Annotated in this window: 22 protein-coding genes and 1 pseudogene; 17 read left to right on the forward strand and 6 right to left on the reverse strand. The window is 41.8% G+C overall.

Features of this window, described 5'->3' with window-relative positions; translation table 11 throughout:
- The first annotated feature begins 139 nt into the window (after window positions 1-139).
- From IGJ74_RS02775 to IGJ74_RS02810, 8 genes are all read left to right on the forward strand, one after another.
- Window positions 140-1,465 (forward strand): 6-phospho-beta-glucosidase, encoded by a 1,326-nt coding sequence (locus IGJ74_RS02775; protein ID WP_016611333.1) that lies wholly within the window; start codon window positions 140-142, stop codon window positions 1,463-1,465.
- A 2-nt stretch (window positions 1,466-1,467) separates the two neighbouring features.
- Entirely contained in the window at window positions 1,468-2,193 is a 726-nt protein-coding gene (locus tag IGJ74_RS02780; RefSeq protein WP_034871903.1) for a glucosamine-6-phosphate deaminase, read from the forward strand.
- 14 nt (window positions 2,194-2,207) lie between these two features.
- The gene (locus IGJ74_RS02785) at window positions 2,208-3,470 is read left to right on the forward strand and encodes a PTS sugar transporter subunit IIC (RefSeq protein ID WP_005232072.1); all 1,263 of its coding nucleotides are present in this window, start codon (window positions 2,208-2,210) and stop codon (window positions 3,468-3,470) included.
- Between the two features lie 363 nt (window positions 3,471-3,833).
- On the forward strand, window positions 3,834-5,873 hold the full coding sequence (locus tag IGJ74_RS02790) for a BglG family transcription antiterminator (RefSeq protein ID WP_061053744.1): 2,040 nt from the start codon (window positions 3,834-3,836) through the stop codon (window positions 5,871-5,873).
- Window positions 5,870-6,151, forward strand: a complete 282-nt coding sequence (locus tag IGJ74_RS02795; protein ID WP_061053745.1) for a PTS sugar transporter subunit IIB — start codon at window positions 5,870-5,872, stop codon at window positions 6,149-6,151. Before IGJ74_RS02790 ends, IGJ74_RS02795 begins: the two co-directional genes overlap by 4 nt.
- Before the next feature lie 16 nt (window positions 6,152-6,167).
- Window positions 6,168-7,532, forward strand: coding sequence for a PTS ascorbate transporter subunit IIC (locus tag IGJ74_RS02800; protein WP_005232062.1), 1,365 nt, complete (start codon window positions 6,168-6,170; stop codon window positions 7,530-7,532).
- A gap of 22 nt (window positions 7,533-7,554) precedes the next feature.
- Window positions 7,555-8,412, forward strand: a complete 858-nt coding sequence (locus IGJ74_RS02805) for a transketolase (protein WP_087664888.1) — start codon at window positions 7,555-7,557, stop codon at window positions 8,410-8,412.
- A 3-nt stretch (window positions 8,413-8,415) separates the two neighbouring features.
- Complete coding sequence (locus IGJ74_RS02810; protein ID WP_061053747.1) at window positions 8,416-9,378, forward strand: transketolase family protein; 963 nt, start codon at window positions 8,416-8,418, stop codon at window positions 9,376-9,378.
- Window positions 9,379-9,490: 112 nt separating this feature from the next.
- On the opposite strand, the gene IGJ74_RS02815 is transcribed toward IGJ74_RS02810, so the two are convergent.
- On the reverse strand, window positions 9,491-10,960 hold the full coding sequence (locus tag IGJ74_RS02815) for a PH domain-containing protein (RefSeq protein ID WP_061053748.1): 1,470 nt from the start codon (window positions 10,958-10,960) through the stop codon (window positions 9,491-9,493).
- Window positions 10,950-11,441, reverse strand: coding sequence for a PH domain-containing protein (locus tag IGJ74_RS02820; RefSeq protein WP_086299101.1), 492 nt, complete (start codon window positions 11,439-11,441; stop codon window positions 10,950-10,952). Before IGJ74_RS02820 ends, IGJ74_RS02815 begins: the two co-directional genes overlap by 11 nt.
- 503 nt (window positions 11,442-11,944) lie before the next feature.
- Between IGJ74_RS02820 and IGJ74_RS02825 the strand changes: the two genes are divergently transcribed.
- Window positions 11,945-12,088 (forward strand): hypothetical protein, encoded by a 144-nt coding sequence (locus tag IGJ74_RS02825; RefSeq protein WP_369596798.1) that lies wholly within the window; start codon window positions 11,945-11,947, stop codon window positions 12,086-12,088.
- A gap of 380 nt (window positions 12,089-12,468) precedes the next feature.
- A complete protein-coding gene (locus IGJ74_RS02830) occupies window positions 12,469-13,314 on the forward strand; it encodes a class I SAM-dependent methyltransferase (RefSeq protein WP_086316882.1) in 846 nt (281 codons plus the stop codon).
- Between the two features lie 114 nt (window positions 13,315-13,428).
- Here the strand turns inward: IGJ74_RS02830 and IGJ74_RS02835 are convergent, their stop codons facing one another.
- The 3 genes from IGJ74_RS02835 to IGJ74_RS02845 all read right to left on the reverse strand — a co-directional run bounded on the left by IGJ74_RS02835 (window position 13,429) and on the right by IGJ74_RS02845 (window position 15,456).
- Window positions 13,429-13,890 (reverse strand): GNAT family N-acetyltransferase, encoded by a 462-nt coding sequence (locus IGJ74_RS02835; RefSeq protein WP_005232035.1) that lies wholly within the window; start codon window positions 13,888-13,890, stop codon window positions 13,429-13,431.
- 98 nt (window positions 13,891-13,988) lie between these two features.
- Window positions 13,989-14,507, reverse strand: coding sequence for a helicase (locus IGJ74_RS02840; RefSeq protein ID WP_255324139.1), 519 nt, complete (start codon window positions 14,505-14,507; stop codon window positions 13,989-13,991).
- Between the two features lie 40 nt (window positions 14,508-14,547).
- Entirely contained in the window at window positions 14,548-15,456 is a 909-nt protein-coding gene (locus tag IGJ74_RS02845; protein ID WP_218193227.1) for a helix-turn-helix transcriptional regulator, read from the reverse strand.
- A 93-nt stretch (window positions 15,457-15,549) separates the two neighbouring features.
- Between IGJ74_RS02845 and IGJ74_RS02850 the strand changes: the two genes are divergently transcribed.
- The 5 genes from IGJ74_RS02850 to IGJ74_RS02870 all read left to right on the forward strand — a co-directional run bounded on the left by IGJ74_RS02850 (window position 15,550) and on the right by IGJ74_RS02870 (window position 21,400).
- Window positions 15,550-15,966, forward strand: a complete 417-nt coding sequence (locus tag IGJ74_RS02850) for an effector binding domain-containing protein (protein WP_218193226.1) — start codon at window positions 15,550-15,552, stop codon at window positions 15,964-15,966.
- Window positions 15,967-15,993: 27 nt separating this feature from the next.
- Window positions 15,994-16,506, forward strand: coding sequence for a ClbS/DfsB family four-helix bundle protein (locus IGJ74_RS02855; RefSeq protein ID WP_218193225.1), 513 nt, complete (start codon window positions 15,994-15,996; stop codon window positions 16,504-16,506).
- 274 nt (window positions 16,507-16,780) lie between these two features.
- The gene (locus tag IGJ74_RS02860; RefSeq protein ID WP_218193224.1) at window positions 16,781-17,512 is read left to right on the forward strand and encodes a class I SAM-dependent methyltransferase; all 732 of its coding nucleotides are present in this window, start codon (window positions 16,781-16,783) and stop codon (window positions 17,510-17,512) included.
- 366 nt (window positions 17,513-17,878) lie between these two features.
- The gene (locus IGJ74_RS02865) at window positions 17,879-20,242 is read left to right on the forward strand and encodes an HAD-IC family P-type ATPase (RefSeq protein ID WP_086372616.1); all 2,364 of its coding nucleotides are present in this window, start codon (window positions 17,879-17,881) and stop codon (window positions 20,240-20,242) included.
- 231 nt (window positions 20,243-20,473) lie between these two features.
- A complete protein-coding gene (locus IGJ74_RS02870) occupies window positions 20,474-21,400 on the forward strand; it encodes a LacI family DNA-binding transcriptional regulator (protein ID WP_008377949.1) in 927 nt (308 codons plus the stop codon).
- Window positions 21,401-21,814: 414 nt separating this feature from the next.
- Here the strand turns inward: IGJ74_RS02870 and IGJ74_RS02875 are convergent, their stop codons facing one another.
- Window positions 21,815-22,003 carry a hypothetical protein gene (locus IGJ74_RS02875; protein ID WP_005227564.1) on the reverse strand — a complete coding sequence of 63 codons (189 nt, stop codon included), beginning with the start codon at window positions 22,001-22,003 and terminating at the stop codon, window positions 21,815-21,817.
- A 955-nt stretch (window positions 22,004-22,958) separates the two neighbouring features.
- Between IGJ74_RS02875 and IGJ74_RS02880 the strand changes: the two are divergent.
- Window positions 22,959-23,483, forward strand: a pseudogene (locus tag IGJ74_RS02880) (hypothetical protein).
- 231 nt (window positions 23,484-23,714) lie between these two features.
- Window positions 23,715-25,022: a DUF3440 domain-containing protein gene (locus IGJ74_RS02885; RefSeq protein ID WP_194187935.1), complete on the forward strand. Its 1,308-nt coding sequence runs from the start codon at window positions 23,715-23,717 to the stop codon at window positions 25,020-25,022.
- Window positions 25,023-25,040: the final 18 nt, after the last annotated feature.

Genomic DNA, 25,040 nt, shown 5'->3' on the forward strand with positions numbered 1-25,040 from the left:
CCCCTCCTGTTACAAATTGTAACAGGATTGTAACCGGTGTCAATCGTCTGTTTTTGTAACCGTTTACTTAAAAGCGGTATTTAAGGGGATAAAAATAATCTATACTGACCATGTAGTTAAGTTAAAGGAGTGTTTCAGGATGGATAAAGGAATAAAAATTGCAACAATTGGCGGTGGATCAAGTTATACACCAGAATTGATAGAAGGATTTATTAAACGATATGCTGAATTACCGATTTCAGAATTATGGCTTGTGGATATTGAACAAGGAAGAGAGAAATTAGAAATAGTTGGGGAACTTGCTAAACGTATGGTAAAAAAAGCGAACCTTCCAATGAAAATTTATATGACTCTTGATCGTGAAGCGGCATTAAAGGATGCGGACTTCGTTACGACGCAATTTCGTGTAGGTCTTTTGGAAGCGCGAGCGAAAGACGAGAGAATTCCTTTAACATATGACACGATTGGACAAGAAACGAATGGTCCAGGAGGGCTTTTTAAAGGATTACGCACGATTCCTGTTATCTTAGAAATAGTGAAAGATATGGAGCGCCTTTGCCCAGAAGCATGGCTGATCAACTTCACTAATCCAGCTGGCATGGTGACAGAAGCTGTCTTACGCCATAGCAATATGCGTAGAGTAGTAGGTTTGTGTAATGGACCAATTGGAATAGAACGTGGCATTGCAGAAACATTAAAAGTACCCAAACAAGAATTATATGTTGAATTTACTGGGCTAAATCATATGGTTTTTGCGAAAAAGATTTATCATAAAGGGATTGATGTGACCCAAAAAGTACTTACATTGATGACGCAAGATACTGGCGATACAGTTGGTCTGAAAAACATTGCTGATTTAGAATGGGAACCAAATTTTTTCCGAACACTTGGCATGATTCCCATCGGCTATTTAAGGTATTACTATCAAACAGCTACTATGTTGTCTGAGCAAAAACGATCAGCAGAGAAAGAAGGAACTCGTGCAGAAGTTGTGCAGAAAATCGAACATGAGTTGTTTGAACTTTATAAAGATGAACATCTAGCAATCAAACCACCTCAATTGTCAGAACGTGGGGGCGCTTATTATAGTGAAGCAGCATGTAATTTAATTAATTCCATCTATAATGACAAACGTGATATTCAAACGGTCAATACAAGAAATAATGGTGCCATCAGTGATATCGATTGTGATTCAGCGGTTGAAGTAAATTGTTTGATTACAAAACAAGGACCGATCCCTTTGACTACAGGTGAATTACCTATTCCTATCAAAGGACTAGTTCAACAAATTAAGTCTTTTGAACGTATAGCGGCCCAAGCAGCTGTTACGGGAGACTATAACACTGCTTTATTAGCGATGACGATCAATCCCTTAGTTCCAAGTGATAGGACAGCAAAGCAACTACTTGATGAAATGCTTTTAGCACACAAAGAATATCTGCCGAATTTTTTTAAAGGAGAATGACAATGAAAGTAAAATACTATGTTGAGACAAATTACCAAGAAGTCAGTAGGATCTGTGCAAAACTCATTTTAGATGTCTTAAAAGAAAAGCCAAATGGGTTATATTGCTTTGCAGGTGGTGATACACCCGTAGGAACGCTTAACATCATTGCAGAAGCAGCAATCAACAAAGAAATAGATTTATCCCAGGCAAAGTTTATTGAACTAGATGAATGGGTTGGAATCGATCCGAAAAATGAAGGCAGTTGTCTATCCTATTTAAAAAGAAACTTATTCAATCGGGTTCCTATTGACCTAAAGCAACTTCACACATTTGATCCTTTAGCCGATGATTTAAATGAGGAATGCAAAAAAGCTGATAAATTTATCGAGGAGAATGGAGGATTAACACTGAGTTTGCTTGGGGTTGGAGTAAATGGTCACTTAGGTTTTAATGAGCCTGGTTCGTCCTTCGAAGATAAAGCTCATATAGTGAATTTAGACGAATCAACCCAAAGTGTTGGGAAAAAATATTTTTCAGACGAGAAAGTTGATCGTACGAAAGGAATTACGTTAGGGATAGGACAATTATTACAATCTGGAACAATGATCGTACAAGCTAGTGGAGCAAAAAAGAAATCTGCGATACAACAGTTTCTATGCGGTACGATTACAAAAGAGTGTCCAGTTACTTCTCTATGGTTGCACAAAGATCCTGTATTGGTGGTTGATAAGGAAGTCGTGAACTAAAAGGAGGAAAAAAGATGCAGGTCATTGAGAACAAGGTATTGCCTATATTGCTGAAAATAGGCAATAGTAAACACTTAGTTGCTATAAGAAATGGGATTTCCATGACGATTCCTTTTACTATTGTTGGAAGTATCTTCCTAATCATTGGTAACTTTCCAATACAGTCATGGATGGATTTTGTGTCAAATTGGGGGCCCCAGTTGAATGCACCAGTCAATGTTACGTTCGGAATCCTTGGACTGATATCAGCCATTGGTATAGGCTATCATTTAGGAAAAGAGTTTGGTGTTGATGCTATTTCTAATTCGATGCTCACAACTATCGGCTTTCTTCTAGCAACATTAAACGATGACTGGACGATAAATTTGGCTAATTTTGGTGCTAGTGGTATGTTTACCGCGATCATTGTTGGGGTCTTTGTTACTCATGCTTTTAAATGGTTTGTCACTCACAATATTGTAATAAAAATGCCAGAAGGTGTGCCGCCCACTGTAGCAACCTCTTTTGCAACGTTAATCCCAGGGGCATTTATTCTGACCGTTATATGGATCGTCAGAACTTTATTAGGGGTTGATATCAATGAAATCATTACTATTGTTTTCCAACCTTTAATGCAAGGGATGGGAACACTCCCAGGCATGCTGTTATACACACTTCTCGTTTGTTTGCTATGGATATGTGGAATCCACGGAGACAATGTTTTGTCTGGAATTGCGACCCCTGTTTTCCTAAGTTATCTTGCTGATAATACGGCAGCTTTTCAAAGTGGTGCAGAAGTACCTCATGTTTTTGCCGATGGATTTTGGATTGTCTTTATGTGTTTAGGCGGAACTGGAGCAACACTCGGTCTAGTGTTAAATATGCTCCACTCCAGAAGTAAGATGTATAAGTCGATTGGACGATTATCTTTGCCGTCAGCTATTTTTTGTATCAATGAACCGGTTATTTTTGGTTTGCCTATTGTGATGAATCCTGTAATGCTTATTCCGTTTATAGCAACGCCTATGGTCCTATGTATCGGTACGTATATCTTAATGAATATTGGTATAGTAGGACCGATTGTTATTCAAGTTCCATGGACTATTCCTCCTATTATTGGTCCTTATTTAGCTACTAATGGTAGTATTGGAGCAGCCGTTTGGTCTTTTGTATCGATTTTCATTTCATATTTTATTTATATGCCATTTTTCAAAATATTGGAAAAGCAGCAAGTGAAAAATGAAACCGCAGAGGCGCAAGAAACGGGAACAACGATTCCTGTGAGTATAAGTGAGTAGATAGAAGAAGCCTATTTTCCATCATTCATTAAGATAAGTATTTTTAGGTATTAGAAAATAACTTTAAAAAAGTATATTGGAAAAAAGACGATTGTCCTTCATGATTCTGATAGTTTCAATAATAAAACAACAAATAGCATCATTATCTAAGCGAATCAGTAAATGATTCGCTTTTTTTAATGTTGTATTTTTTATCATTTGCTTCTATCAATAAAACCTTCTCGAATACTTTATTGGATGTTATGGTAATCCTTGAAATCTCCTCTTCGGTCCATCGTTAAAAAAAAACGGAGCTTCAGTTGTACCGAGAAATGATGGCGATTTCATTTTGTGCAAGCTATAGTTTAGGTGGGGGTAGCAAATATGATTCATTTCAAATTGACGTATCTGTTTTCAGAACCAAATATTGAGGCGTTTCTTCAGTTGACGAAGTGGAGGGATGAGGAATTTCTGGCGGAGATTGCCAAGATCAATCAAATCACTGAACAGCGGTTGAATCAACGAATCACGATGCATGAGGGAGAAGTTTTGATTCCTTCGCTGATTCAACGAAAATGGGCGGAAATTCTTTTCGATGTCCAGAAGAACACGTTGTTTTTTTCGGAAGAAGAGCGGCGGTCCATGATTTATCTTCTGACTTTTTCAGCAGTGAAAGACTTATCCGTCTACCAGTTTCAAGAGCTGTTCTATGTCAGTAAAAATACGATTTTGAAGGATTTAAAGGGGATCAGAGAGGAACTTGCAGCTTTCAAGATTCAACTATTGTACTCTCGAAAATATGGCTTTTATCTAGAGGGAGAGGAATATCAGATTCGCGCTCTTGCTTTTCGAAAAGTCAGTGCGTTATCCAATACGAAAAATGGGAATTTGCTTTTATTTGAGGGAATCTATGAGCAGAATAAAACGATGTATATTCAAATAAGAGATCGTTTGTCCGCAACATTGACTGCCTTCAATCTGGTGATCGTACCGAGCCGCTTCGAAGAAATGCTTTATTTTCTTAATTATTTATCCTTTCGGATGGCAGAAACGGCTGTTTCTTTAGCGGAGACAGAAACATCGCTGCTACAGTCGCTGCATATCCATCAAGTTAGTCAGCAGTTTTTAGCAGAATTTCCTGCCATCAAAGATCGGAAAACAGAAGAACTTTATGTAACGATCCTGTTGAAAACGATTCTGCAAGGAGATATCGAAGATACTTCATTAGAGTTTTTATTGGAATGTGCCAGTAAGATCATTCATGAAATGGAACGGCTGGCAGCTATCGAGTTTGTGGACTATCGCACCCTTTTGATGAACACATTCTATCATCTTGTCCCGGCGTATTTTCGAATCCGCTACGGTTTTCCACTGGAGAATGTACTGATTGAAGAAATCAAGCTGCAATACAATGAGTTGTTTGAACTGACGAGACGAGCACTGGGTTCTTTAGAAGACCTAGTCGGTACGATCCCTGATGAAGAAATCGGTTATTTTACGATTTTGTTTGGTGGAGAAATCAGTAAACAAAAGGCCAAACGTGATTACTTCCAATTGAATGCATTAGTTGTCTGCCCAAGCGGCATCAGTTCATCCTTGATTTTGGAATCAGAATTAAAGGAACTGTTTCCCCAGATCCATTTTTTGCCGGCTCGTTCGATCGAAGAGTATGAAAATGTTCGCTTCAATGAAGAGATTGATCTGATTTTTTCCAGTGCCCCGATCAAAACCAAACGGCCATGTTATGTGATCAATCCGATTATGACGCCCATTGAGAAGGATGAACTGCTTAGAAACGTACAAGCGGCATTCTTTCCTTCAAAAACTGGCTTGCATTCCATTGACGATGTGTTAGAAGTGATTTTGCCCTATGTTGATTTAAAAGCAGGCATCAGTAAGCAAAAGCTGAGAAAAATTTTGCAAAGAAAAATCAATCGAGAATTGAATAGAAGGGAAGACCAACGTCCGATGTTATCAGATTTATTAACAGCAGAAACCATCCAATTTACTGAGGTGCCGCTGGCTTGGCAAGAAGCCATTCGAGAAGCTGCTGCGCCATTAAAAAAGACCAATAAAATTGAGGAACAGTATATAACCGCCATGATCAATAAAGTGGTGGATCATGGGCCTTTTATCCATATTGGAAAAGGCATCGCTTTGCCTCATGCGCGTCCAGAAGATGGGGTCAATGCGATCGGGATGTCGTTATTAAAAGTCAAAGAGCCAGTGCTTTTGAATGATGATCCGCAACACCCCATTCAAGTGTTTATATGTTTGGCAGCAGTTGACAATGAGCTCCATCTAAAAGCGTTAGCGAGTTTAACAAAAATTTTGTCGAATAATGAAAAACTAACTGCGTTACTTTCCGCAACCAATGCGGATCAAATAATTGAAGTGATCAGAGAAGGAGAAGATGAAAAATGAAATTTGCAGCAGTGTGTGGATCAGGATTAGGATCAAGTTTTATGGTGGAGATGAATATCAATTCTGTATTAAATAAATTGGGTGTCTCAGGTGTGGAAGTGTCCCATTATGATTTAGGAAGTGCCGCACCCGATATGGCGGATGTTTTCTTCGTTGGTGGCGATTTAGCCGATAGTGCGCAGCATCTAGGTGAGATCGTGGTGTTAGACAGTATTATCGATCTCGATGAATTGAAGCAAAAGGTTCAAGCCGTTTGTCAGGAAAAAGGATTACTATAAAAAGGAGTAGACAGTCATGAACGAATTTTTAGATATTCTTGTTGATATCGCGAGTACCCCAGCGATCTTAGTTGCGCTGATCGCTGTTTTGGGGAATGTACTGCAGAAAAAAGACATTGCCACGATCGTCAAAGGGGGCATCAAAACCTTTGTTGGGTTTCTCGTGGTCACTGCCGGGGCTGGGGTGATCGAAAGCTCTCTGGCGCCATTTGGGGAGATGTTCCAAGCAGCCTTTAACATGCAAGGGGTCGTCCCAAATAACGAAGCGATCGTTGCGCTGGCTTTGACGACTTACGGCACCTATACCGCACTTATTATGTTAGCCGGAATGGCCTTCAATATTTTGATTGCCCGTATCACTCGCTTTAAATACATTTATTTGACTGGGCATGCCACGTTGTATATGGCGTGCATGATTGCGGTGATTTTGAGCGTTACTGGAATGAATACTTTTAATCTAGTTTTATTTGGCGGCTTAGCGTTAGGGATCTGTAACACGATTTTCCCAGCGATCGCACAACCGTTTACTCGAGAAATTACTAAAAATGATTCCGTCGCATTGGGGCATACGGGGAACTTCGGCTACGCATTGAGCGGGTTGATTGGGAAATACGTGGGCAATAAGGAAAAATCTACCGAAGACATCAATTTTCCGAAAGGCCTGTCTTTCTTGCGGGACTCTACTGTTAGTATCACGATTACGATGGCTGTTGTATACGTGATCGTAGCAATTTTTGCTGGGAGTGAATTTATTACAGAAAATCTTAGCAATGGCACGAACTCGATCATTTATTCGTTGCAGCAAGCCGGTTCGTTTGCCGCTGGTGTCTTTGTGATTTTAGCTGGTGTCCGTCTGATTTTGGCAGAAATCGTACCAGCCTTTAAAGGAATTTCCGAAAAGCTTGTTCCTAATGCGATTCCTGCATTGGATTGTCCGATTGTCTTTCCTTATGCGCCAAATGCTGTTCTGATTGGTTTTCTAACCAGCTTTGTCGGTGGAATCGTTAGTTTGATCATCATGGTCTTCACTGGAACAACCGTTATTATTCCAGGTGTCGTGCCCCATTTCTTCTGTGGCGCAACGGCAGGTGTTTACGGCAATGCAACGGGTGGTGTGCGAGGCGCCGTCATTGGTTCCTTTATTCATGGGATCATTATCAGCTTCATGCCGATCTTGTTGATGCCAGTCATGGGGGATCTTGGGTTCCAAGGATCAACTTTCTCTGATACCGACTATGGAGTTGCAGGGATCTTCCTAGGAAACTTAGCCAATATGGGCGGTCAAATCGCCATCTTCTCAGGGATAATTGCGGTAGTCGCGGTCTTGATCGGATTGACGATTTTCAAGAAAAACAGCCGGGCAAAATCTGTTTCTGAATAAATAGAGGATGGAGGGATAAATAGTGGCAATCAGTGAACAAGAATACCACGAACTCGAAAGATTAGCGGCAAAGATTCGTTTAGATACCCTTTGCAGCATCAAGAAAATGGGGCAAGGCCATCTGGGCGGTTCCTTTTCAATTGTTGAATTATTGGCCGTTTTGTACGGCAAACAGCTGCGGGTCAATCCACAAGATCCACAGTGGGCGGATCGTGACCGACTCGTTTTATCAAAAGGACATGCTGGCGCCGCACTGTACAGTGCATTAGCAAATACGGGCTATTTTGATCGGTCGTGGTTATGGACGATCAATGAGGGCGGCACGAGACTGCCTTCCCATCCGGATCGCTGGAAAACGCCGGGGGTTGATGCCACCACAGGTTCACTGGGGCAGGGGACTTCCATGGCTGCCGGGATCGCGACGGGTCTGCGCTTGGCAGGGAAGGACAATTTTGTTTATTTGATCGTCGGGGACGGCGAACTAAATGAAGGACAGTGCTGGGAAGCCTTCCAATACATTGCCCACTTCAAACTGAATCACTGTATCGTCATTATTGATGACAATAAAAAACAGCTAGATGGGCCAACCAAAGACATTCTTGATCCCTTTGACATCCAGCAGAAGATGACTGCATTTGGCTTTTATACAGAAAAAGTTCCAGGAGCAGACATGCAAGCCATTGATGAGGCAATCGAGCGCTGCAAAGCGATCGAAGACCAAGCGGTTTGCATTGTCTTGGACAGCGTGAAAGGACAAGGCATTCCTTTCTTTGAAGAATTAGATGCCAATCAATCCGTGAAGTTTACCACGGATGAAATCAATCAAGCGGCAGAAGCGGCAATCAAAGAGTTGACGATAAAAATCGAAGGAGGACGCTAAGGCATGTTTACATTAAGCAAAACCACTGCTGCCGGTAAAGAGCTGCGAACATGTGTCGTTGACACATTGGTGGAACTCATGGATGAAAACAACCAGCTAGTTGCGTTGGATGCCGACCTTGGCTCTGCCAGCGGCTGGACAGCGATTGCCAACAAACATCCCCAACGCTTTATCAACATGGGGATCGCGGAAGCCAATATGGTTGGCGTCGCTGCTGGCTTGAGTTTAACTGGCTATACACCTTTTATCCACACTTTTGGGCCATTTGCAACGCGCCGGGTATTCGATCAGTTGTTTATTTCTGGCGGCTATGGCGGCAATACGATCAATATTTACGGTTCTGATCCAGGGTTTGCAGTCGGGCACAACGGCGGCACCCATACGACATGGGAAGATGTGGCTTTGATGCGAATGATTCCCCAGTCGATCGTCTGCGATGCAGCGGATGAAGTCCAAATGGCATGGATCATAAACACCTTTAGCCAATTATCCGGCATTCATTACGTACGAGGCAATCGGAAAGCGGTTCCGACGATTTATGAAAAAGGCTCGACCTTTGAACTAGGAAAAGGCAATGTTTTAAGACCAGGCGATGAACTGTTGTTGATTGCCAGTGGCCAACTGGTTTCTGAAACACTGCAAGTGGCAGAAGAATTAGCAGAAATAGGAATCAGCTGCGAAGTGATCGACATGTTCACCATCAAACCGATCGATAAAGAATTGATCATCCGCGAAGTTCAGGGAAAACGGCAAGTCATCACCATCGAAAATCATTCTATCACCGGTGGACTAGGGAGTGCCGTCGCCGAAGTGCTTGCTGAAACTGGCAGTGCTGTCCCCTTAAAACGTATTGGTGTCAACGAACGATTCGGTCAAGTCGGCACACCCGATTTCCTGCAAAAAGAATATGGCTTAGATGCTGCTTCAATCAAGCAGCAAATCGTCGAGGGGAAGGTCAGGGGATAGAAAAAAGAAGCATCAACGAATCAATGGTTGGTGCTTCCTTCTCATTTATTTCAGGACTTGCAAAAAACGTCAAACAACGCGTCAGTTCTGCTGTTTGACGTTTTTTTATGAACTACGACAAAAACCAGCGCCGTAACTTTTCTGCTTCGGTTAATGGGAAGTAGAAAAGCTTACTTTCGGTGAAGGTATCTTCGGTTTTGATGGTCAACTGTGACTTGCCCAGACCTTTTTTGTGCTGCCAATACGTCGTGGTGACGGTGAAATCTTGGATTTTATTTTTCTTCAGATAAGCGGTCACCTTTGTTAAGCCGCGAATCGTTTGACACAACAATACATGGTTATCTAAAAATTGATACCCTTGTATTTTGCCCCGCCAGATGCTTGATAACACGAAGGAGCCAAAGAACACGAAGAAAATCAGCGCTAACCACCAGAAAAAGAAGGCGGAGATTCCTACAACAAGCAGCCCGATAAGCAGTGGCCAACGGCAAAAGTACCAAAAGTTGGGTCGCGGATTTTTCACTAGAGCGGTTTGTTGAAACGACCATTCAGGTAAAAAGCGGGCCAATGTTTCGGTCAGCTGCGCCTCTTTCAAAATGGGGAACAGATAGACCGTATCATCGCTTTCTGAAGAACTGCCAGCAGCCAGCAGTAACTTGACGGAGCTTAGATGAAAGATTCGGCGATAAAGATTTTGTTCGACACTTAGCCCTTGGATCCTAGCGAGGGGTATCGTTTGGTGTCGTTTAGAAAACAAGCCTTGCGTGATCAGCAGCTGTTGTTGGTTCGTTTCCACCGTAAAGCCATAATAGCGGAAAATATTTCTAGCAATCGCAAGAAAGAAAAACAAAATTAACAGCCCCAGCAAAAGCGCAGCACCAAATAAAAGGCCGAGTTGCTGCAAATCCGATGCATAGGCAAAGAGATTGGGAATGTTGTCGATCACGTTGTAGCCGATGACTAGAACCAAGGTGAAAACAGAAAAATCAGTGATAGAAAACAAGAAAATCTCCTTGAATTTCAAAGTGAATGTTTCTAACGGCGGATTTGCTGTTTCCTCACCCGAAAAAACAGTAGCGTAATTATTGGTTGGTTCTTCTCCACTAGCTGCTTGGGCAGTCGGCTCTTGTGGTGTCGCAGCTGCTTTTTTTGACGCTTCGATGGAGGCAATGAGAACCAGCGGCAACGCTGGGAAAAGAATTTCGGCTTCGCCACTCGAACTTGCGGCGCTTTCCAATTTCACTTCAGCTAGTTTAAACGGACGTAAATAAAAGTAATGATTCTCTTGAATGGTTTGGATGCGTTCAAACGGCAAAATCGTTTGTTTTTGGATAAAGAGTCCTTTGTTGACTAGCACACTCGTTTGATCGATTTGAAAGGTAAAGCGGGTGTATGACAGTACCGCAAAAATCAAACAGACCAGTAAAAATAGCAGAATGCCGCCCAGAATCATTGGCAAAGAAGGGGCGTCGTTGAATAATTTGAATACAAGCAGAAACGCTAGTACCAGAAAATTTTTGCAATTTTTGAACCAATAAAGACCGATACACAGCAACGGCAGTCGTTGTTTTTCATAGATCATCTTTGACCACCTCGACTAAAGTCATAATGGTTTCTCGCAAGCGTTCGGCTTGCGCCACTGGTAGGCCTTCAATGGTGTGGTTGGTGGCAGCCGTATGGATCTGTAAGGAGACTAAGGAGTATTTTCGCAAAAAGATCCCTTGGTCTGTTTCGATATGCTGGATTCGGCGGATCGGAATATACGTGGTGCTGCGGAATAGATAGCCGTGTTGAATGGCGATATCATTTTCTTGGATCTCGTAGCGATGGAATGTGTAACGGTAGCTCATCAGCACAAAAGAAAGCAGATGGCTGATCAAAGTCAGCGCCAATAAGCTTGACCAAAGGGTGATCACCCAGAAATGCAGCCAGTTTTGCGTGGCTAGAAACCAAAAAGAAGCAGCGAAAATCAGGCTGAAAATAATCAGTGACGTAATCCTTCGCAACCGCCAAACACGAATGATGGTCTGAGGCATTTGTTCATTTAATAAGGGATAATTCAAGGGAAACATCCTCTCTACATAGAAATAAATAGGGTTACCCACAAATATAGTGGAGATAGAAGAAAAAAACAAGGTCAGGAATTAAAAATAGTTAATTGTGATTTAAATATTGTTGCGAATAGGTAAAAAAAGAAAAAGCCACGTTTAGCTAACCAATGAGAATGAGTTTGTTCGTCATGAAAAAAGCGAATCTGCTATTGACTCTCCCTCAAGAGGAGACAGTATGCTTTAGTAGAAAGGGGCGATTGCTGTGGAAAAAATGATTGAGGTTGCTGGGCTGTCAAAAGAAATCAATGGACGCAAAACAATTGATCAACTGACCTTTTTGGTATTGGAATACCGCTGGTCGTACTATTTTTGACCAATAGGATTGGTGGAGATAAAGTGAGGGGGGCTGTTTCTTATACATCACAAGATAGTGGCAGATAGAAGAAGTACCAGAAGCAGTTTGTACGGTCCATAGAGGAGCCTATGCAGAATTTCCGAAAGCCTATGCTGCAGTTATCCAGTTTGTTGAAAGCAACGGCTATCGAATCAAAGTGCCTTTTCGTGAAAGCTATATTGATGGTATTTGGAATAAAGAAAGTGAAGAGGAAGGGCTGACTGAGATCCAGCTTCCTGTTGAAAAAATCAGCAGGCGACAGTAAGCAAAGACGTAGTTTGATGCAGTTTTTTTGTTAGGCAAGGTGTGAATTGCAGTAAGAACTTCTTTTATCGAAGGAAAGCAGGCGATTCCCATTGACAAATCGACTAGCGCCTTCTAAACTAAAAGCAGAAAAACAAGAGAAAAAGGTGATGGCTCCGGCCTATCTGCTGTTATTCCTTCGTTAACAGGGGTAGGACTGGAAAAGAGTAAATAAAATCAATTTCATAGGCAAAAAATTGACTGCATGCAGTTTTATTTGAAGTGCCTATCATTGATTTTATTTTACTCTTCGCTTTTTGATCTTCATCGTTTGAAGGTTGACCGCAGAGTGAAATCTGCGGTCTTTTTTGTTTTTCAATTATTTTGAAAGGAGAAAATAAGATGTACCAAGAATTGAGAAAGGCAATCGAGCGGCCACCGCTCTATAAAAAAATGGCAGAGGCGTTTTGGGACGATGCGTATATTTCCAAGCAAATGTTAAAGGCTCATTTGGATCCTGATTTTGAGGGAGCTAGTAGAAAGGTTGACTTTATCAACGAATCCGTTCGATGGATCAGTCGCCTTGTTCCGCCAGAAAAACAGACGCAACTTCTTGATATCGGTTGCGGACCAGGGATCTACGCGGAAAAATTTGCAGCGCTGGGCTATGAAGTGACAGGCGTTGATTACTCCAGAAGATCCCTTACCTATGCGAGAGATTCTGCGAATAAGCGGGAACTAAATATTACCTATCTATTTGATAACTATTTGGAGATGGCATTGCCTCAGCAATTTGATTTTATTACCTTGATTTATTGCGACTATGGTGCCTTAAATCCAGAGGAACGCAAACTACTGCTAAAAAATGTGCTGGCGCATCTAAAACCGGGTGGCAAATTTTTGTTCGATGTATTTACGATTGCACAGTTTTTAACGCTTAATGAAGAGCAGACCTGGGAAAGTCACGAATCAGAAGGGTTTTGGCGGGGGGAGCCCCATCTTGTGCTATATCAACGATGGAAATATCCTGATCACGTCTTGCTGGAGCAAACAACGATTTTAGCAGAAGGTGAGACCACAAATTATTACTTATGGACGACCTATTTTACAAAAGATGCATTGCTGAGGGAAGTTCAGGCTGCAGGCTTTGATATCTGTGAGGTATTTGGCGATGCTAAAGGCAGTCCTTATAGCGAAGAAGATTCAACAATGGCGATACTTTTGAAGAAGCCACAACTGAAAGAGTAGTTTTCTGTAAATAGAAACAAAAAGAAACGATGATTTTTCGTCGTTTCTTTTTGTTTGGCTCGGAACTGATCGATCAATTTTTTCGTACTAATGATCGGGCCTATTCAACACTACTCATTCAGCGAAACGTCGAACCATCGTAATATCTGTTTCCAAATAGCCCATTTTTTTGTATAGCTGATACGCAGATTGATTATGGGCAAAAACGTGCAAGCCGATCTCAGTGATGCCTTGCTGGATCGCCCACTTTTCCAAAGCTTGTAACGCTTTGGTTCCATAGCCTTTTCCTCGCTGGTCTTCCTCGATGATAAAGTCATAGATGAAGGCTTTCTGGGCAGCTGTGTTGATCCAAATCACCCCGATCGGTTCACTAAAATCAGCTGCAAATAAAGAAAACAAGTGATTGTTTTCAGTGGCAGTCCCTTGAGGAAGTAAAGAAGCAAAGCTTTCTTTGGCGAGGGAGAGGGCCTCGTCTTTGGCCCATGTGCCTGCTTGGACTTTGTCATTGGCGTATTCGAAAACAGCATTGGCTAAGTAGGCAGCGTAGTCGCTGTCTTTCATTGGTATTAAGTTCATCTATTTCTCCTTTCGTCCTTTTGGATTCTCCCTATCTTGCAGAATGATTGCAGTAAGGGGAAATGGGGACGCTTGATTGGTAACTATTTGTTCCCCCTTCAGTTGAAGGTCTCTGACAGCGGGTCTCGTCGTTGAAACAAAAACAGGTCATCCGGTGCAAACTGGTGGCGTGCATTGCAAGTATAGCCTCGTAGCCAGTCAACCCCATCGATGCGGCGAACGTAGAATCCTTTGGGGAAATCGTCGGTTTTTTCCAAAGGCACAGAAGCGATCGTGATTGCGGCAGCTGGCGCTTTTCCTTGGGATTTCAGTCCGGTACTATTTGCCAGTTGACGATAGCTAAGACGAAAGTGTAAGGCCATTTCCAAGGTACAACAAGTCAATCCATAAGGAGGCGCAGCTGCAAAAATCTCCGTCAAAGAGCCGCCTTGGGGGAGTCCCAGTTCTTTAAGGGGAACAATCACACAAGCAGCACGCTGTTTATCGGCACTGAAGGAGAGCTGGGGATGGCGCAAGAGCTGGTTGGCATACGCGTTTAAGTGAATCTGATTTTCTTCCAACTGCTGGCAAAGGCGGTTTAGCGATACCCCGCCATACTGTACGATCACTTCCTTCAAATCAAACACTCCTTTCAATAGGGATCTTTTTCCTAAAAAATCAGTTCGCGCCCTCGTTCTCAGACAAATTGGCATAAATCGCAGCAACTTCTTCTTGGTAACGATTCTTTAGTCGAGGGGGACTTAAAATGCGTAGGCTTTTTCCAAAAGAGAACAAATAGGGCACTACCCAGCTTTCCTCGGGCAAATCAACGGTAACCACAGCAGTGCCTTCCTCCGTCAAAGTAATATCCTGATGATCGAACTCATCATATACCCGATAAAGAACGTCGGCTTGAAAGAATAGACGCGCAGGATAGGTGGTAACAGTCAATTCAATGGCAGAATCAGGCGCAGTGACCGGAAAAAAATGCTGTTCAGTGACGTGGACCTGACTCATGCGGCTGATTTTAAATGTCCGAAAGGCATTCTTTTGCTGGTCGAAGGCTTGCAGATACCATGCTTGCGAACGAAAAAGCAGTTTGTAAGGCTGACAGACGCGTTTTTGCGGTCCCTGTTTACTGATATAGTCAAAGGTGATCACGTGGTTCGTTAAAATACTCTTTTTTAATAAATCAAACGTGTCGTTGCCGTTTTCTCGCCGATGCCAAGTGGAAAAATCAACTTCTAGCCAGTCTGCATCGTTTTGCTGGAATAAGGATTGCAGTTTTGCCAATGATTCTCCGCTGATCTGTGGCGTTAGCTGGCGAATCCCTTTCAACGCCAAAAGTAGGTTTTTTCGTTCTTCCTCTGATAATAACACTTTATCCAACACAAAACTGCTTAACAGATAAACGCCGCCATTTCGACCCGTTTCGGTATAGATGGGCACGCCAATACTGCTTAGGGTATTGATGTCTCTTGTGATGGTGCGAGTCGAGACTTCAAATTGTTTGGCTAATTCAGATGTCGTTGCTTTTTCATGATTCAACAGGTGGTAGATAAGGCCGAACAGGCGTGTCGTGCTCACTTGGTTTACTCCTTTTATAAAAAGATGATAAAACACTGACAGAAGGTGTCTAGGTTTTTATCGTATCATAAAGACAAAGAAGGAGGAACTCTAATGAAATTTTCGATAATGGCAACGGAAAGAACCAATAATTTTACTGATCCAGCGATTCAAGCAAAAATCACTGGCTTATGGGAGAAAAACAGCGAGGCGGTCAAGAAAGCCTCAGAAAAAGGAACGGTCATCGCTTGCGTTTACCACGAGTATGAGTCAAACTATCAAGGAGACTATGCCGTTTCGCTTTGTTTCGAAGAAACGGAGCAAGCAGACTTTGATACAGACAAATTTACTTGGAAAAAGTATCCGATCGATCGGCGCGATGCGCAGGGCATTCTGACTACTTGGCGTCAAGTCTGGTCAGAGGAAGAAAACCAGCAGTTGCAGCGCAGGTATTCCTTTGATTTCGAACAGTATGCGCCAGACGGCGAAGTAACGATTTTTATCGCCATTGAAGAAAGCGACAAAGAGTAACCATTTTCCTGAATAGGAGGACAGTCAATGAGACAGTACGAAAGCAAAGCAGACTTGATCCAAGAGATCACAGAACGTTACCAAAAATTTCGCCAAGAATTTGTTGAAATTCCCGAAGCGTTACGAAATCAGCGAACAGTTGGGGTCGATAAGACGCCTTCAGAAAACTTGTCTTACCAAATCGGCTGGGTCAGTTTGTTATTGTCATGGGAAGCACAGGAACAACAAGGGATGAGCGTTCACACACCTGCTGAAGGGTATAAATGGAACAACCTTGGCGGATTGTATCAATCCTTTTATCAGACATATGGCAGTTTGACCTTAGCACAGCAGCAAGAGCTCTTAGACCAAAAAGTGACGGCCCTTTGCCAGTGGATCGAAGGCTTATCCGATCAGGAATTGTTTGAAGCAGGGCAGCGGGATTGGGCAACCACCAAAGCACAGTGGCCAGTCTATAAATGGATCCATATCAATACAGTAGCACCCTTTACCAATTTCCGAACGAAAATCCGAAAATGGAAAAAGGAAGCACTGCATTGATCAATAGAGAAATGAATGAATCGAACAGGAAAATCACACCCTTTTCATAGTGTGATTTTTTGCTGTACATAAAAAAACGGTTCATTGAGAAACAATGGCAAAGAAGCGCCAGCGACTTGCTATCAATTGTGAGAGACTGAAAATCGTGCTATGATGGCGTTAATCAGAGCAAGGAGGAAAAAGCTGATGTGTGGTGGCATTATTTCCCAAAAAATTGCCTAAGCCCATGTAGATCAAGACCAGCAAAAAACGATTTACATGGGAGGAACAAATGATGAAAGAAAACAAATATGATGACCAAACGTTTTTTACTAAATACAGTGAAATGACTCGTTCACAAAAAGGCCTGCAAGGAGCTGGAGAATGGCAGACGCTAAAACAAATGTTGCCGGATTTTAAAAAGAAGCAGGTGCTTGACCTAGGTTGTGGGTATGGATGGCATTGCCAATATGCTGTAGACCATGGAGCGGCAGCAGTACTAGGAACGGACATTTCTCAACGGATGCTTGAGGAGGCCAAGAAAAGGAACCCTGATCCGAAAATAACGTATCAATGTGTCGCAATGGAAGAAGTGACACTTCCCCCAGCCACAATAGATGTTGTTTTAAGTTCATTGGCGTTTCACTATGTGGCAACGTTCGAAACATTGATCAAAAGCATATCGGTCTGGCTGAAACCTGGTGGTGTACTCGTATTTTCGGTGGAGCATCCGGTTTATACTGCGGAAGGATCGCAAGATTGGCAGTATGATAGGCAGGGGGAAATCCAGCATTTCCCAGTCGATCATTACTATTATGAAGGCAAGCGGGAAGCGCAATTTTTAAATGAAACGGTGACCAAATACCATCGTACCCTGACAACCTATTTAATGACCTTATTGCAAAACGGCTTCATTTTAGAAAAAGTGATTGAGCCGCAGCCGCCAGAAGAATTACTGGAAGTACCGGGAATGAAAGACGAAATGCGCCGACCAATGATGCTGCTAATAGCTGCTAGAAAAAGCTGACTTAAAGAATTGTTAAACAGTTGATCTGTGAAGATCAGCTGTTTTTTTGTTTTGTGTCATCGTAAGAAACAACCGATGAAGCCTGTGATCGCTTGATGTGTAGTGGGTTGAGTTAACAAAATAAACTGTTATTTTAATTGCTAAAGTGACGCGAAGGTGACAAAAATGAAACGCCATTACTTAAAAGGGTATGCTATATTTTAGACAGTACTTGTTTTTTTACGGAAAAAAGCCGATAGATGATGGCGTAACTTACGCAATCGCCGCCAATTGGTTTTATAGAAAAAACGCAAAACCATTCCCAAGTCCAATGCACGTTTGCTGAATATTCAGCAAACGAAAAGTAAATGACTATGATTAGAAAGGGTGAGGATCATCGAAAACAACCAAACCATTGGCTTAACGTCAGGGGAAGTCAAGGCGCGGGTGCAGCGCGGTCAAGTCAATAAGACAAAAAAGGATACGACGAATACGTACCCGAAAATCCTGTTTACCAATATCTTTACCTTTTTCAATTTAATCAACTGTGTCCTATTCTTTCTCGTCTGTTTGACGGGTTCTTATCAAAACGGTTTGTTCGTCTTTGTTGTCTTCAGCAATGTGATCATCAATCTCTTTCAAGAAGTTCGTTCCAAACGAACGCTAGATAAGCTGGCACTGCTAAAAGTTGCCAAAGCCGATGTTTATCGGGATGGTAAGCTGGAGAATTTGCCGATCCACAAACTCGTAATGGATGATGTGTTACGACTGAAAAGCGGGGATCAAGTGCCGACGGATGCCAAAGTCATTCAAGGATCTTTAGAAGTCAATGAATCCTTGCTGACTGGTGAAATGGATACGATCCACAAACAGCCGGCAGACGAGTTGTTTTCTGGCAGTTTTATCACTGCTGGTGAAGCGTTGTGCCAAGTGATCCACGTAGGCGCTGATAACTATATCGCAAAAATCAACAAAGAAGCCAAGACCATCAAACGACAAAAATACTTGATCCAAGGCAGTTTGAATAAAATCATTCGTTGGATCAGCTTGATTTTGGTACCGTTATGTACCCTCTTGTTTGTCAAACAGTTCTATTTCTCTCATGCGGCTTTCAACACCGCCATCTTACGGACGGTGGCGGCAGCTGTAGGGATGTTCCCCGAAGGTTTGTTTTTATTGACCAGTGTCACATTGACCATCAGTGCCGTCTATCTGGCGCGCAAAAAAGTGATGGTGCAGGAATTGAACTGCATTGATGCTTTGGCACGGGTCGATGTTCTTTGCTTAGACAAAACCGGCACGATCACCGAAGGCAAGATGACGGTGGAAAAGACGATTTCCTTACAATCGGAAACACCGTTGGCAGAAATCACCGGCAACTTAATGGCGCAGCTACCCGATCAGAACCCAACGGCAATGGCGCTACGAACCTTTTTTTCAGAAAAAACGACTTACCAGATGCAGCAAGTCGTCCCCTTTTCATCTGACCGCAAATTCAGTTGTGTCACGTTTGAAGGGCAAGGCACTTATTTCATCGGAGCTGCGTCGATTTTACTGGGAACCAACCATGAAGCTGTCTTAAAACAGGAAAGACAGCTGGCAGAAGAAGGCTATCGGGTGATCGTTTTGGCGCACAGTGCGCAAGGCTATGAGGAGGCAGGACTGCCGACGGATATTGAACCGTTAGGATTTTATTTACTGTCAGACACGATCCGTGAAGATGCCAAAGAGACCTTGGAGTATTTTCGTTCACAAGCAATCCAATGCAAGATCATCTCTGGCGATGATCCAGTGACAGTCAGTCAAATCGCGAAAAAAGTCAATCTACCAGGGGCTGCTGATTTTATCGATGTATCAAAATTAACTGCAGCCGAATTAAAAGAAGCTGTCAGCAACTATCAGATTTTTGGTCGAGTGACGCCGCAACAAAAGAAAGAAATGGTACTCTACTTGAAAGAACAAGGGCATACTGTCGCGATGACTGGCGATGGCGTCAACGATGTTTTGGCGCTGAAAGAAGCCGACTGTTCCATCGCGATGGCTTCCGGTGTCGATGCTGCGCGTCAAGTATCAAATTTGGTGCTTTTGGAAAATCAATTCGATGCTTTGCCATCGGTCATGGATGAAGGCCGCCGAGTAATCAATAACATTACTCGCTCAGGTTCATTGGTGCTAGTGCAAGTCTTATTCTCCATCATGATCACTATGGGGACGTTGTTATCAGGAACGACCTATCCTTTTGAGCCGATCCAATTAACGATCATCAATGCCTGCTTTGTCGGCATTCCGACCTTCTTTTTAAACTTTGAACCAGACTTCAATCGGATCAAAGGGGAATTTATGACAACGATTTTCAAAAATGCTTTTCCAACAGCATTGACGATTACGGTAGGAACTCTGCTGATCATCAACTTTGGCTATTGGTTCAACAGTAGCAGCAAAGCTCTATCGATCATGAGTATTATTTTTACCGCTTGGAACTATCGCTTGATCCAGAAAAAAGTCTATCCAGCTATCAACAGCTATCGAACGATGATTTTTTTCAGCACCCAGATCTTGTACTTTGCTGCCTTGATCGTCGGTCGTGACCTCTTTAACCTAGGCAATACCAGCTATCTCAACCTCATTCTCTTGATTGCCTTGTTGAATTTTTCCGCCTATATGCAACGCTTTGCGGATAAGGGCATCGAGTTACTGATGCGAAGGTATACGAAGAAACGTAAAAGCTTGTCAAAAGAAATGATTCAGTAAATGGTAGAAAAACTGATTGCTTAAGTAGCGCTTGTAGCTTGCTAAGCAATCAGTTTTTGTTTATAAATAAATTTCTTTTATTTTCAAGGAGTCTAAGTCTTGCTATGAAACTCGTTTCATACCGTACAATCAACCGAGGGACCTTTTCAGAAAATTTGTCGAAAGTGAATCAGTAAATTTTCTATGGTAGACTTAGGTCAATCGTAAAACAAACAGATAGGAATGAAGGAAATGGCAACGATACGCGATATAGCAAAAATCACTGGTTTTTCGATCACGACAGTCTCTCGTGTGATCAATGGCCATCCTTATGTCGATGAGCAAAAGCGAGCAGCGATTTTGGCGGTGATGGAAGAACTGGATTACAAACCGAATAAGATCGCCCAAAAGCTCAGCTCGGGGAAAACCTATAATATTGGGGTCATCGTGCCGTTTGTCAATCACGCCTTTTTTGATGGGATTCTAAATGGCATTATGGAAGAAGCCTTTGCTAAAAAATACAAAGTGACGTTATTGCCGACCAATTTTGATCGGAAATTGGAACTAGAATATCTAGAAGAATTCGCTGCAAAAGGGTTTGACGGATTGATCGTTATTACCCGTGCAAATCATATCGAGACGTTTTATCCCTACATGGAAAAAGGACCGATCGTTTTTTGTGAAAATTCGACCGGTACTGCTGTTCCTTTCGTTGCGATCGACTTGGTCGGCTCTGTGACAGCTAGTATCAATTATTTAAAAGAACAAGGCGTAAAACGTTTGGGACTGACGCTCGGGCGCAGCAAACGTCTTAGCTGCAATTCAGTCAATACCATCGCAAAAGCCAAGGAGCTGTTTCCTGCTTTTTCGGAAGCCGATATTTATTGGGATTGTATCAAAGCACAAGACGGGATTTCCGCAGCAGCCTTTTTTAAAGAACGAGGAATCGATGGGGTGATCACAAATGGAGACGAAATCGCAGCAATGATTTTGAATCAATACTCCCACGGGACAGCACCCATCGTGATTGGACAAGAAAACCTGCTCATCAGTCAAATGCTGCATTTTTCTTCCGTTGAGTTTCATCTGAATCAGTGCGGCAAAGAAGCCTTTCGCTTGTTTCAAGAAAGAAAACAAGAACAGATCATTCTGCCTTATGAACTTATTATTCGTGAATAATCATTGTCAAAAAAAAGAACACACCTTATTACGAGAGGTGTGTTTTTGCCTGATTTTTAAAGGGAATTTGAGGAGATAAAATAAAAAAATAAAGAAAAAATCAATTTTGAATGCTTGCTTTTCACAGAGTAAAGGGCTACCATTGGTCTGTGGCTTTTTCGCCACAAAAATAGGAAACGTATCAGACAAGAGTACTTGGGGAAGATTCTCTTGGGGGAAGCCTGATACGTTTCCTTTTGTTCATTCTAACACTATTTATATATAAAGTAGAGAGATATTGAGTAGATAAATAAAAATACTGCTGTAATTGATGAATAGGAAAAGAGCAAGCTCACAAAGGACTACTTTCAAATCGTTTTCCTACAACATGTTGGATGGCAAATGGCTCCTCATGTTTTGGTTAATAAAAGAGGATCAACTAACTAATTGTGTGGCACCAACTAGAAAATTACATAGCTTAGCAACACCTGTTTCAGCTGTTTCTTTGATTAGAACAGTTGCAGTATTCTCGTAAACATGAATCACACTAACTTCTTGTAAACCGGTAAAGCCAATAACATTTGCCTGATAGTTTTGACCAGGGAACACTTGGTATTTTTCCATGTTTTTATCTCCTTCATTATTCTTATTTCAAAAGAATAATAATTAAAATTTAAGGAAAAGTAAAGTGAAACGATTTTTCATTCAAAAACACAGCCCTTTGGCGTTTGTCTCGAGTAGTTTCGATCTTTTTCTGCAATTTTTCATTATTTTTTTCAATAAATATGCGGTGGCTTATTGAACTTTATTCAAGAATATGTGCCTCTTTTTTTAGCAGCAACCACAGATTTCATCTAAACGAATGGGAGAAAACAGCAGCTGAATTGTTTGTTTTGTACCGGATTGGGGCTTATAATAAAAATAGGAAGAAGGATCGACGTCACCGCTTCCTAAATCAATTGAAAAGGGCGTGGAAGTTATGGAAAACGTATACCGAAATAACTTTATCAAAAGAACTATTCAACTGATGTTTGCACCAAAAAAGATCAGAAAGCGTCCACCAGAACAATGGATCAAAATGCCTACCGACCGAGGTATTCGGAGAAAGGACGCGTGATCCAGCATCTCGCAGCTATGCGTGAAATAGTATTTGAAGAGAAAAGAACGTTAGGAAGTCCCGAACGCGGGACTTCCTTTTTTGTGTCAGTGACATTGGGGATTTAGCGAGAAAGCAGTTGCCAGCAGGTTCTCTTGTGAAGGGCTCCTTTCAGAAAAGGATATAAAAGGAAGCTTGCACTTTTTCCTAGCGCTCAATAGACGAACGGAAGAAATCAATAGATAGCAGTGTTAATGGATAAAGGATCGAAAGGATTCTTTCCAGCTGTTTTAAATTTTAAATTAGGTTTTCCAAAAAGCATGATATTCAAAGTGGCGTTAGTCTACCTACGTGATCAGAATGGATGATTGATAAAAGAAGGGGAATATAAAAGCCACTTTTTTCGCACATAGATTCTGTTAAAATAAACTTAGAGGTTCAAACCTGTAAAATAATCTTATAATTTTTAAAGAAGGTGAAAGCATGGACTACCCAGAAATCGCAGGTCATTTCCAGACAACATCCTTTGATCCCCAACCGTTTGTGCAAACGGCGATCGATGATTGAAAGGTAAGAGAGAGGCTAGTGGAGAATATCGTTGATGGTCAAAATCATATCAATGAGTATTTTAATAGTTATTTGATCATTAAAGAAGTAGCCGTTAAAAACCCTGAGCTGATTTATGATGAATGGGAACGGATCTGGGCATTGCATACCCATAAAAACTCCTATCATCGGTGGATCGCTCATGATTTGATCACTCAACTTTTGGTGATTGATCATGAAGACAAGTTTGAAGGGATCAAGCAAGAGTATGTACTGCTGCCTAAAGGAGAAAAAATTAGTAATTTCTTGAAGATGACTGAAAACATCCAGGAAGCCAGTCGATACAAAGACCTTCAGCAAGAGATTCAGCGTTTACTTGCGGATCAAGAATGGCTGTCCCACTTCAATGAAAAACAAGTGAAGCGTATTGAAAAAGTCCTTCAAACCCTTTTGGCTGAATGAATCAAGAAAAGCAATAAAACTTGTTTCAGAAGGAATTTTTCTACTATTTTTCTTGATTACTAGGAATAGTAGTGAGCAATGGGGAACACATTGCAATGATAGCTAACAATTATTTGCATGTATCGAATGCAAAATCTCCCTTAAGTCCTTGTAAGAAGCTAAGTGAAACTTTATACTAGAATGTAATACTTATTCAAAAAAAGGACAAATAAAATGAGGACATGAGCTTTTATGAAGAAATATTGTAAGGATAATGTGCTGGAAGCGGCGATGACGCGCCTGGAATATATTTTTGATACCTTTCCCCATGTTTATTTCTCTTTCAGTGGTGGAAAAGATAGCGGTGCCATGATTCAGTTGGCTGACCAAGTCGCCCGACAAAAAAAGAAAACTTTTGATCTGCTGATTTTAGATATCGAGGCAAATTATGATGCTACGAGAACGTTCATGGAAAAAATCAAAGCGTTACCAACTATCAATCAAACCTTTCACTTCTGTTTGCCCTTTTACGAGGACAACAATACTAGCGTATTTCAGCCACAATGGCTGATGTGGGATGAACAAGAACGTGAGAAGTGGGTACAGATGATGCCAAAAGATGCGATTTCACTTGCTGATTTAGATGAATCATTGATGCAAATCTATCAGAGTGCAAATATGAATCCAGATAAGTTCTTACGAAACTTTGCTCACTGGTACGCAAACTATCATCAGTGTGAACCCGTTGCTTGTGGCGTTGGCATCCGAACACAGGAAAGTCTATACCGATATCGGTCGATCACTTCGCCAAAGTATAACTTTCGGAAGCAATGCTGGATCAAACGGCAAGTAGCAGATTCCATGGTCGTCAATTTTTACCCCATCTATGATTGGAAGACAGAAGATGTCTGGGGCGCCTATGCCCATTTTGACTGGCCGATCAATGGCTTTTATGAAAAATTATATGATCATGGCGTTCCGATTCATCAAATGCGAATCTGTCAGCCTTATGGTATGCAGCAACGAAAAGGCTTATACCAATATGCTCTGGTGGAACCGGAAACGTGGGAACGGGTCGTCAACCGCGTGTCAGGAGCCAATTTTGGTCGATTGTATGCCCAGACGGGATTATTGGCGCATTACAATACGAGAAAGCCAAGTCATATGACTTGGCAAGAGTATGCGGTCTTTTTACTGGAATCAATTGGACTTTATTCAAAGAAATTACAGGACCATTATTACCGCAAAATCACGATCTTGATTGATCATTATCGAGAAAAGCACGGAATCGAAGTGGAAGACATTCCCGATGTGACCAAACGTAAGGAGTGGCTGAAAAACGAAGTACTCTGGCATGACTGGAAAGGGATCGCTCGTGCGTTAGAAAAAAATGATTTTTCTTTGAGCACGCGACAATACAGTCTGACGAAAAAAGATGAGACGGAATTGTATGAGTTGGCGGTCGATTTTGGGGCGGCGTTGGGAATCGAGCATTTACCCAAGTATCAGTTAAAAAAATTGAATGCCAAATATGAGTATTTAACGAAAAAAATCACCTAACGATGGACGAATGTGTCC

Source organism: Enterococcus sp. AZ009 (genome assembly GCF_050548785.1).
Classification (GTDB): Bacteria; Bacillota; Bacilli; order Lactobacillales; family Enterococcaceae; genus Enterococcus_D; species Enterococcus_D entomosocium.